Below are 10,283 nucleotides of genomic sequence, written 5' to 3' on the forward strand. Positions count from 1 at the left end.
CCGCCCACTACCGCATCGCCCGGATCGACGAGAACCCCGGCCGCTGAGCCCCGCCACCCGCCGACAGCCGACAGCCGACGGCCCGACCGGGGGAGCCGAGCCGATCATGGGTGCTTCACCACGCAGAAGATCACGCCGAGGCCGTACTGCCGTCCGGCGAACGACCAAACCCGTGGCGGTCTCAACAACCGGCCCGAAGAGGGGTGTTGGCAGCACGGTCAGCTGCGTCGGCCGGCCCTGATGCCGCAGCGGGTGGACCAGCCTCCGACGGGAACCAGCCGCTCTCCACTCGCCCGCACGACGACCGGCTTGCCCTCCTCGAAGCCGATTCGATCACCGACGGCCAGGAAGAGCGGTCTCGCCAGTTCGAAGGCGTAGCCGTTGTCGGTTTCAAAGTCCTCCACCAGAACCAACCGCGAGGTCGGCGTGGCCCCATCGGCAATCAGTCGCATGCCGAGATGGTCCCACGCTGTGCAGTGCCACCATGGGCCAATCCAGCAGGCCAGCAGGCCAGCAGGCCAGAGGAACTGCCGGTACTAGCATGCGTGGATGGACCTTTCGCATCTCGGCACGCCGATCGGGCCGATGACTCGCGTCCACGGTGGTTTCGCCAACCGGATGTACCGGCTCGACACCGATCAAGGGTCGTTCGCGGTGAAGGAGTTGAACCTCGTCGACCGCCGCTGGACCTATCGTGTCGAGGACGTGTCCAGGTTTGAGCGGGCGGCCTTCGCCGCCGGCGTCCCGATGCCGGAGCCGATCTCGGCCGGCCGTCACACCCTCGTTCATCGATGGGTCGAGGGAGAGTAGGTGCCGGAGGCACCGGTGTCGGTGGCGTATGCGTTCGAGATCGGTGAGATCCTCGCGCGCATCCACGCGCTCGACGTCGCGTGGCCCCGTGAGTCGATCGAGGAACCGACGTCACGCGACTGGCCCGAGCTCGCCGCGCGGGCGGCGGCGACCGGACGGCCGTGGGCCGGCGAACTCGCCTCTCATGTCGAGACCTTCCTCGCGATCGCCCAGTTCGTCGACACCTGCGAACGGCCGGGCCCCGTCGTGCTGACCCACAGGGACATCCAGCCGTGGAACCTGCTCGCCCGGGAGGGGCGGCCGGTGGTGCTCGACTGGGAGCTCTCGGGCATGCTCGACCTGTCCGGTGAGCTCGGCTCGACCGCGCTGAGCCTCGCGAAGGGACCCGGCTTCGACGGCATCGAGCCCGCCGTCTTCCGCTCGGTCCTGGACGGCTATGTCGCGGGGGGCGGAGCGCTGCCGCCGTCGGGTCCGAGCTGGTTCGCGTTCATGATCGGCGGCTGGCTGGGGCACACGAGGTGGAACATCCTCCGGTGCCTCGCCGGTGTCGAGGCGAGCACCGGCCCCGACCTCGCGCTGTCGCACGAGTCCGTGCGCAACGGCGTGCGCGGCCTCCCCGATCTGTTCGGCCGGCTTCCGGAGCTCGAGGCGCTGCTCGTGTGACGGTTCCGGGTCCGACCCGAACGCGTAACAATCCAAAGGGAGTTCAGGTGATCCAGGCGCGGCCCAGTGAGCAGATGCGTGACCTCGGCGTCGTCCAGGAGGGCTCGCCCATCCTCGCCGAGCCCGCCCGTCCCTTCGACCTGCCCGCCGAGCGCGAGACCGCCGAGCAGGTCGTCGAGAAGCTGCTCACCGCGATGGAGCGCATCGGTCAGGTCCACCCCTTCGCCAAGGGCATGGGCATCGCGGCACCGCAGATCGGCATCGGCCGGGCTGCCGCCATCGTCCGGCCGGCCGAGCCGGGAGCGCAGGCGATCGTCCTGCTCAACCCGACGATCACCGACCGCTCCAGCGAGACGGACCAGCAGTTCGAAGGCTGCCTGTCCTTCTTCGACGTCCGCGGCATGGTCCCCCGACCGCTGCGGATCATCGTGGACACCACCACGCTGGACGGCCGACTGATCACCACCACGTACGAACGCGGGCTCGGCCGCTTGGTCCACCACGAGATCGACCACCTCGACGGCCTGCTCTACACCACCCGCATGCGGACCGGCATCGAGCCCATCCCCGTCGAGCAGTACCGGCAGACCGGCCAGGCATGGGCCTACGAGCGGTGACCCCGGCCCAGCCGACCCCGGGCGCTCACCGGATCGGGGCCGCCCTGTCGCAGATGCGCGACTACCGTGCGCGGCCGATCCGCCCGGTGACGACGGCCAGGGCGGCGCCCAGCACCACCAACCCGGCGTACCCGGCGGTCTCGTGGCCGCCCGGGACCAGGTACTGGACGAAACCGAAGAGGCGGAAGCCCCCGAGGTGGTCGGAGAGCAGGCCGCTGATCCCTCCGACGATGAGGGCGAAGCTCACGAAGCCGAGCAGATTCTTCATGCCCCTGAGCCTAGAGACGCAGGTCAGCCCCGGTATCCGACTTTCGGTGCGACCCGTCGCCACCAAAGTCGCGCAGTCGGTGGGCGGCTGACGCGGCGGAGAGCAGCGCGGGGGCGGCCGCCAGGGCGAAGCAGAGCGGCAGCGGCAGCCGGCCGACCAGCAGGCCGACGGTCGCGGTGCCGCCCGCCGAGCCTGCGTTGAAGGCGGTGTTCACCCAGGCGCCGGCCCGGGTGCGGGCCAGTGGTGCGGCCGTCTCGTCGGCGATCAGGTAGGCGGTGGTGACGACGGGGGAGACGAACAGTCCGGCCAGCGCGACGGCCGCGGTCAGCACGGGGAGGTTCGGCGCCAGCCCCGCGCCCGCCAGCGCCAGGCCCAGCCCGGCGACCAGCAGCGGCAACCGGGCCCGGTTCGGGGCGGACCAGCCGACGGCGCCGTGGGCCAGGCCCCCGACGGCGCTGCCGGCCGAGAGCGCCGCCAGGATCCAGGCGACCGCCCCGGCCCGCCCGCGCTCCTCGGCGAAGGCCACCACCATCAGGTCGAGCGCTCCGAGGGCCAGCCCGGTCGCGGCCGAGGCGAGCACCGCCCGGCGCAGCTCTCCCCCGCCGTCCGGGCGTGCGCCGGGTGCGGCCGGCCCGGTCCGGTCCGCCGCCCGCGCGGCGGGGGAGGAGACCAGTGCCAGGGTGCCCGCCAGCACGAGCCCGGCCCCCGCAACCACCCCGGCCGTCGGGCCGGCGACCGTGAGCAGCAGTCCCACCAGCAGCGGGCCGCTGACGAACAGCAGTTCCTCGGCGACGGTGTCCAGGCTGTACGCGCGTCGGAGCAGTTCCTGGTCCGGCAGCAGCCGGCGCCAGAGCGTCCGCATCACCGGCCCGAGCGGCGGGGTGCAGGCGCCGGCGGCGACCACCAGAGCACCCGTCAGGACCGGCGGCGCACCCGGCCGCCAGGTGGCGCCGGCCACCAGGGTCAGCAGCCCGGCGTACAGCGCGGCCATCGGCGGCAGCGCGCGCCGGGGGCCGTACCGGTCGACCAGGGCGGCACGGGCCGGCGAGAGAAAGACACTGGTCAGCCCGAACAGGGCCAGCACGGTGCCGGCCACCGGGTAGGAGCCGGTGGCGTCCCGGACGGCCAGCATCATGGCGAGCGGGACCATCCCGTACGAGAGCCGGCCCAGAAGGGCGGCGCCGAAGGTGCGGCCGGCGTGCGGGGTGCGCAGGACAGCGGCGTAGGAGGGGTTGGGCGAAGGGACGTAGGAGGGGTTGGGCGAAGACAAGGGAGACGTTCCTCGGCGAAGGCGGGCAGGGCGGGGCCGTACCCGAAGGCGTGCGGGGACACCGGAGCGCCGTGCCCGGTGAGAGGGGGCACGGTCGTGGCGGGTCCGCTACGCACGGGGGAGGAACATGCCCGGAACCGTAGCAGGCCCGCCGTTCAGTAAGGCCCCGCCGTCCAGTAAGGCTTGCCTTGCCAACCGGTCGGCCGTCGGTCCGGCCGAACTCGTCGAGACGGACCTGGAACTGCACCGCCAGGTCGTCCGGGCGGCGCGCAATCCGGTGCTCGTCCGCCTCTTCGACTCCTTCGTCGACGCGCTGCGCGAAGCGGCCGGCCACGTGGTGGCCGACAGCCGGCTCCACGACGGCGTCGAGGAGGGAAGCATCACCCGCGCGCACCGCACCCTGGTCGAGGCGATCGCCGCGGGTGACCCGGACGCCGCCGTCGCGGCGACCCAGGCCAACCTGGACCGCACCCTCGACAGACTGCGCGCGGCCGGAACCGGCCCGCACTGACCCGAGGGCCGCATCCGCGCCCGACCGCGTCCGGCCCGGGCCCGACGTCGCTCCCCGAAGGATCGGAGTCCGGCCGCGTCCGGTCGCGCTGCTGTGACGACCCCGGGCTCGGCGGCGCCGGGCTCGGCGTCCCGGCCCGCCCAGGTGCGGACCTTGATGCGCAGCCGGTTGTGGAACTCCTTGACGAGGTCCAGGCCCAGGTCGTCAGCGGAGGAAGAACGCGTAGGCCCGGTCCCACGGCGGAAGGCCTGCGGGCAATGGCGACTGTTCACAAACCAGCTCCCTTGCTGACAGATCAACCCAAAACGTTGCAGTCTGTCCGCCGGTGGGGCCAATTTCGCGGTCCTGGCCGCGTGGTAGGAGTCGGCCGCCACGCCCTCTCCCAGGTGATGCTTCGGCAGGTGGTCCGGACGCAGCGCGGCATGCCCGCGTCCGACAGACAGGTGCACCGACCGAGCCCGTCCGCGACCGCAGACAGCGACCCATCGGGACGGGGCGATGCGACGGAGGTCGGGAATGGCCGCTACGTACAATCGCAGTGAAAGCGAAGCGCCAGGCCGAGATTCCGGCATCGGTGTGAGGGAGGGGTCAGGATGTTCGGTTCGAAGAAGAAGAAGCTCAACGATCTGGTGGCGCAACTCAGGCCCGACCTGAGTCGGGAATCGCTCGGCGTCGGGCCCGACTTCCCGGGCGTCGCCCCGAACCCGTTCCTGAGCAGTGATGCACGGAAGCGCAATGCGGAACTGCGTACGGGGGCGCTTGCGCTCGGCGTTCTCGTCGACTGGCGGGAGGTCAACAACAATCCACGCGTGGTTCTGATGTTCGACGTGGAGACCGCCGACGGCATCTCGTTCCGCGGAATCGCAGACGAAAACCTCACGATCACCGAGCTCACCCGACTCGCCCCAGGACAGACGTTGCCCGTGCGCTACCGGCCGGCCGTCATGGACCACTACGTCGCCCTTGCCCGGGACGCGGACCCCGCCCACGTGCAGCAGCTCTCTGACGAGATCGCGAGCCGCAAGCGGACCTGACCCGAAGCCATTGGCCGGATCCCTGATAGCCTCGCCTGCGCGTTTCGTCCGGGGTCGAGTCCGGATCACGATCGGAAAAGCGAACGTGCCTTCTGAGCTGCAACGATGAGGCTTGTCCAAGGTCCCGGTCGTTCCAGCAGGAAGGCACTTTCTGCGTGCGCCAGCTGTCCCTGTTCGACCAGGACGAAGGCATGCGCCACCAGGTCTTCCTCACCGACACGCCCGTCGCCGGCGGCGGCTCACTTCAGCACCTGGAAGTCCGCCACCGGGCCCACGCCCGGGTCGAGGACCACATCCGCTGCGGCAAGACCACCGGCTTCGGCCGCTTCCCCTCCCGCCACTTCGCCATCAACCAGGCCTGGCCGGAGCTGTCCCTGACCGCGATCGACCTGCTCGCCCGGACACGAACCCTTTTGCTGGACGGCGAATTGGCCACCGCCGAGCCCAAGAAACTCCGCTACCGACTCCTGCACGCCGCCGCCCGAATCACCCGCGGAGCCCGCCGCCCACGCCTGCGGATCGCCGTCACCTGGCCCTGGCGCCACGAACTGACCGCGGCATTCACCCACCTCGTCGCACTGCCCCGACCGGCCACCTGACCGACGACGACGCCCCTGCCCACCCGCGACCCGAGGACCCAGGAGCACCCGGCCACAGCGCCGGCACCCCCGCATGCCCACGGCCCGACAGCAGCCCCGAGACCCTCCGGTACAAGGATCACCCCAGCTCAACCGACTCGAACCGAAACAGCGAGGCCAGCCTTCAGTACCACGGGGGACCTCCAAGGGATCGGCACCCTGGATTCGAGGCTCTCGGCCCAGCGGACGGTGGTCGTGCCTGCGTGACGGGCATCGTGTGGTGCCCGATCAGGCAGCACGGGCTGCCTTCACGTCTCTGGTAGCGCCTCTGCCCATCTGTTATCCAGGAGAATGTCCGCCTGCCGTGCGAGAGGGAGAGCATGCGCGTCCAGCAGAGCACACGAACCAATGACGCCGAGAACAGCCGTCCACCGGCCGGCAAGCCGGCAAGCCGGGTCGCGCCGCCTCTCCTGGCCCTCCAGTGCAGCGTCGGCAACGCGGCGGTCGTCCAGATGCTCCACCGAGCCGGACACACGGAGGCCCGGGGACGATTCCAGCCGGGCGACGAATTCGACGGCCGGCAGGCCGAACATGCCGTTCAGCGCTCCACCGTCCAGGATGTCCTGCGCGCCCCGGGGCGTCCGCTCGACCATGACACCCGCACCGAGATGGAAGGCCGGTTCGGCGAGGACTTCTCGGACGTCCGTGTCCATACGGACGCGGCCGCGCGGGCCTCGGCAGTGGAAGTGGGCGCCCGCGCCTACACCTCCGGCCACCATGTCGTCATCGGCGACGGCGGAGGCGACAAGCACACCCTCGCCCACGAACTCACCCACGTCATCCAGCAACGCCAAGGCCCCGTCGCCGGAAGCGACAACGGCACCGGACTGAAGGTCTCCGACCCTTCCGACCGCTTCGAGCGCGAGGCCGAAGCCAACGCCACCCGCGTCATGCGGCGGTCGGTGCTCCCACCGGCGCGGACCGAGGGCGTGGCCGGCGGAGGCGTCCGCGCCGACGTACCGGTGCAGCGTGCGTCGGAGGAGGAGGACCGTCAGGCCGCCGAGGCCCTCGCGCACGCGGCGCGCGAGCGCACCGAGCCGTGGGAGCGCGAGGAGTCCGAGCCCCACGACATGGAGACCGGCGCGGGGAGGACCGGTGTCCACATCGCCGGCGTCCAGGCCCCCACGGACAAGGTGATGGGCAAGGGCGCGGAATGGTCGGCCGTCGAACTGGAGGAGAAGAAACGGCTCCTGGGCGAGGCGATGGACACCGCATTCCTCGAATGGAGCAAGCGGTACGACCCCGAGCACGTGTACATCTTCACCGCACCGGAGTACTACTTCAGCGGCGAGGGGACCCACTTCCTGAGCGCGGATCAGGCGGCCGGCGTGGACGACTGGCTCGCCGACCGCCTGGCGGGTCTGCCCAGTAACTACCTGGTGGTGCCGGGAACCATCGGCCGCCGGCGCGACCTCGACGAGCAGGGATCGGACCAGGCGCGTGCCGACCAGCGGAAGGGCCGGGAGCTGATCCAGGAGGAGGTGGACGGCGGCAACGACTATGCCGAATTGTCGGCAGCGGAGCTGGAAGAGGTCTGGGAGCAGGGGCCCGAACTCGACGGCTCGGGCAACGTGACCGTGTTCGACAACTACGCGCGTGTCTTCCAGGGCGGCCAGGGGCCGAAGACCTACACGAAGCGTTTCGAGGCGCCGAGGGAGGGAGGAGCTCCGGACCGTTCGCCGGAGGAGGTGGAGCAAGGCTTCTTCGCCATCGGGAAGGAGAACTTCGAGACCACGGTGAAGGGCGTTCAGGTCCGGCTCCAAATATGCTCGGACAACGCCGCGGAGAGCCTCTGGAACGCACCGTACGAGGGTGTCCACATCCTGGTGGCGGCGCATTTCGGCGACGCGGGGGAGAGCCAGGCCAACATGCACGGGGACACCTTCGTCGTGGCCGACTCGGGACATGCTCAGCTCTTCGAGTCCGACAACCCGGTTCCGCCGGCGGCGAAGGTCAAGGACCGCCGGTACAACGCCAACATGAAGCGGAAGATGACGAGCAAGAGCGCGGAGGCGACCAGCAGGAAGGGCCCGGTCTCGCTCAACTTCTACCGCACGGCGACCCGGAAGCCCACCGCCCAGTAGGTCGGCGACGAGTTCGGCGGCCCCGGCCGTGGGGCTGCGCGGTGCGGGGCTGTTACCGGCGGCCGACGATCGCGTTGGTGGCGGTGTGGCGGTGTGGCGGTGTGGCGGTGTCGCGTGGGTCGCGGGGCACTCGTGCCGATGGGGCGGGGTCCCACGACATCGAGGGTCGGGCCTTCGCCGTCCGGGACTTCGGAACCGAGGACGACGCCGGGTGCCGGGCGGCGCCCGTTTCAGCTTTCCGGACCGCCGAACCAGCGGCCCGCAGCCCGCTCGAACGCTTCACGATCAGGTGTGCGATCGCCTGCCCAGGCGACCACGCCGTCGGGCCGGACCAGCACGGCACCCGATCCGAGGTCGTCCTTCGCCGGACCGGCCGCGTACCGCATCCGGCTCTCCCAGCCCCTCGCCGGACCGTGCAGGCATCGGTCGGCGCTGAAGTCGAGCGTGACGCCCCGTCCGTCCCGCATCAGGTCGCCAAGACGGGTGCCGTCCTCCAGGCAGAAGTCCGGGGCGCTGCGGCCGACCAGCGGGTGCTCGCTGCCGAGGTCGTACCGGATGGATGATCCCGATATCCGCTCGAACACGTAGGTCGTTCCGTCACGGGTTTTGATCAGGTCGCGAATCACCCCTTGGACGGCCTGGCCGTGCGGGTCCGGCCGCATGGCCGCCACCTGTGCGCGCGACCAGTCGAGCACCGCCGACCCCACCGGATGGCGCTCGCGGCCGTAGGTGTCGAGCAGTCCGTCCGGCGCCTGTCCGTGCACGGCCGCCGCCAGCTTCCAGCCCAGGTTCAGGGCATCGCCGATGCCGGCGTTGAGTCCCTGCCCGCCCAGGGGCGAGTGGATGTGAGCGGCGTCGCCCGCGAGCAGGACGCGTCCGCGCCGGTAGGCCGTCGTCTGCATCGCCCGATCGGTGAAGGTCGACACGAGGCGGACCTCGCTCAGCGTCACGTCGGTGCCGGACACCCGGCGCAGAACCGTCTGGAGATGGTCGCGCGTCGGCTGCCGCGAGCGGTCGAACGCGCCGCCGTCGAAGTCCAGCAGGGCGATGTAGTCCTCCGCGGGCTGGAGGTACATGCCCGTGGGCGTCGGATTGAACCCGGGGCTCAGCTTCTCGGGGTCGGCGACGGTGGCGAGCATGACGTAGCCGGTGCACAGCGGCTCGGTCCCGACGAAGTCGAAGCCCGCGAGCCGGCGTACGGTACTGCGTCCGCCGTCGCAGCCGACCAGCCAGCGCGCCGTGTACGCGTGTTCGCCCGCCTGCGCGACCACGCTCCCGTCGTTGTGCGCGATGGCCGACACCGTGACGCCGCGCCTGACGTCCACGCCCAGCTCGGACGCCCGCTCGGCCAGCACCGCCTCGATCGCCTCGACGTGTGTCGGCATGCCCTCCGGTGCCGGGTCGGGCAGCCGGTACGGCAGGGCCGCGGAGTCGATCTTGGCCGGATCGAGCATCATGCCGGCGAAGTGGCCACCGCGACGAGGAACCGACGGCGCGTCCGGTCGCGGGTGCGCGCCGGGCTCATCGCCGACGCCCGATGCCTTCAGCAGCCGGTGCAGCATCCCGCGGCGGTAGAACGCCTGGACCGAGGCGGAGGACAGGCCCCGGATGCCGAGCGGCAGCGCCTTGAACGGCGAGCGGGGTTCCGGCTCCCGCTCGAGCACCAGGACCGAGCAGCCCGCGAGGCCGAGCTCGCAGGCGAGGAACAACCCCACCGGGCCGGCGCCCACGATCACTACGTCATGCACAAGAGATCCCCTTCCCCTGGATCCACAGCCGGATCGGTACCCGGCGGGACCTCTCGAAGGTCCCAGAGCCCACCTGCATCCGACCGGCGCATCACCGGCAGGCCGCTGACACCCGACCGGCAGCCTGCCGGGCACGGCCGCCCTCCGCGCCCCCGGTCCGTGTCCGGTCCCGGGGTTCCCGCGGCGCTGCCCGGTGGGCGGAACGCGACGGCGTCGCGGGCGGCCCACTCGGCGAAGGGGCGAGGGACGGGGCCGAGGACCCGCCGGACGTCCGGGCTGACACGCAGGTCGGCCGGGCCCGGGGAGGCGCCGAGGGCGGCCAGGGCGCCGGAGGCGTCGGGATTGTCGTGGGGGGGCTCGGATCCTGCGGCAGGCTCCCCGTCGGCCGAAGGAGCATGTCAGCGGGTGCGTCCACGGGGCTTGAGCGGGGTGCCGGGGAGCTCGGAGGAGGGGAGGTGGTCGCCCGGGTGGCCCTCGCCCGCGAGGGCCACGTCGTCGGCGAGTCCCGTTGCGCGCTCGGGGAGTCGGGTTTCACCGGTGAGATCGCCCCGCCTCCGGGCGTCCGGTGTGATGCCTAGTGGAGGGTGCCCTTGACGTTGGGCTGGGTCTTCTGGTTGTAGATCTCCTTGCCGTCCGCGTT

General features: G+C 71.4%; 10 protein-coding genes and 1 pseudogene. 7 read left to right on the forward strand and 4 right to left on the reverse strand.

The annotated features are described in order from the left end of the window. Positions 1-218: 218 nt before the first annotated feature. Complete coding sequence (locus tag ACWGJO_RS39570; RefSeq protein WP_452190530.1) at positions 219-452, reverse strand: hypothetical protein; 234 nt, start codon at positions 450-452, stop codon at positions 219-221. Positions 453-549: 97 nt separating this feature from the next. On the opposite strand from ACWGJO_RS39570, the gene ACWGJO_RS39575 reads away from it, so the two are divergent. Genes ACWGJO_RS39575 through ACWGJO_RS39585 form a run of 3 tightly spaced genes read left to right on the forward strand, consistent with a single transcriptional unit; the run spans position 550 to position 2,090 of the window. Next, entirely contained in the window at positions 550-810 is a 261-nt protein-coding gene (locus ACWGJO_RS39575; protein WP_452190532.1) for a hypothetical protein, read from the forward strand. Continuing rightward, positions 811-1,473, forward strand: coding sequence for a phosphotransferase family protein (locus ACWGJO_RS39580; protein WP_452190534.1), 663 nt, complete (start codon positions 811-813; stop codon positions 1,471-1,473). A 47-nt stretch (positions 1,474-1,520) separates the two neighbouring features. Continuing rightward, positions 1,521-2,090 carry a peptide deformylase gene (locus ACWGJO_RS39585; RefSeq protein WP_452190536.1) on the forward strand — a complete coding sequence of 190 codons (570 nt, stop codon included), beginning with the start codon at positions 1,521-1,523 and terminating at the stop codon, positions 2,088-2,090. Positions 2,091-2,151: 61 nt separating this feature from the next. Here the strand turns inward: ACWGJO_RS39585 and ACWGJO_RS39590 are convergent, their stop codons facing one another. Both ACWGJO_RS39590 and ACWGJO_RS39595 read right to left on the reverse strand, forming a co-directional pair. Then, on the reverse strand, positions 2,152-2,358 hold the full coding sequence (locus ACWGJO_RS39590; RefSeq protein ID WP_452190537.1) for a hypothetical protein: 207 nt from the start codon (positions 2,356-2,358) through the stop codon (positions 2,152-2,154). 10 nt (positions 2,359-2,368) lie between these two features. Further along, positions 2,369-3,628: an MFS transporter gene (locus tag ACWGJO_RS39595; RefSeq protein ID WP_452190539.1), complete on the reverse strand. Its 1,260-nt coding sequence runs from the start codon at positions 3,626-3,628 to the stop codon at positions 2,369-2,371. 127 nt (positions 3,629-3,755) lie between these two features. On the opposite strand from ACWGJO_RS39595, the gene ACWGJO_RS39600 reads away from it, so the two are divergent. From ACWGJO_RS39600 to ACWGJO_RS39615, 4 genes and pseudogenes are all read left to right on the forward strand, one after another. After that, the gene (locus ACWGJO_RS39600) at positions 3,756-4,139 is read left to right on the forward strand and encodes a FadR/GntR family transcriptional regulator (protein WP_452190541.1); all 384 of its coding nucleotides are present in this window, start codon (positions 3,756-3,758) and stop codon (positions 4,137-4,139) included. 593 nt (positions 4,140-4,732) lie between these two features. After that, the gene (locus ACWGJO_RS39605) at positions 4,733-5,173 is read left to right on the forward strand and encodes a hypothetical protein (RefSeq protein WP_452190543.1); all 441 of its coding nucleotides are present in this window, start codon (positions 4,733-4,735) and stop codon (positions 5,171-5,173) included. 161 nt (positions 5,174-5,334) lie between these two features. Continuing rightward, positions 5,335-5,772, forward strand: a pseudogene (locus ACWGJO_RS39610) (transposase); the annotation flags it as partial. A gap of 359 nt (positions 5,773-6,131) precedes the next feature. Then, positions 6,132-7,895: an eCIS core domain-containing protein gene (locus tag ACWGJO_RS39615; protein WP_452190545.1), complete on the forward strand. Its 1,764-nt coding sequence runs from the start codon at positions 6,132-6,134 to the stop codon at positions 7,893-7,895. Positions 7,896-8,125: 230 nt separating this feature from the next. Here ACWGJO_RS39615 and ACWGJO_RS39620 read toward each other — a convergent pair whose 3' ends face one another. Continuing rightward, complete coding sequence (locus ACWGJO_RS39620) at positions 8,126-9,643, reverse strand: FAD-dependent monooxygenase (RefSeq protein WP_452190547.1); 1,518 nt, start codon at positions 9,641-9,643, stop codon at positions 8,126-8,128. Between the last annotated feature and the right edge of the window lie 640 nt (positions 9,644-10,283).

This window comes from Kitasatospora sp. NPDC054795 (assembly GCF_053611565.1).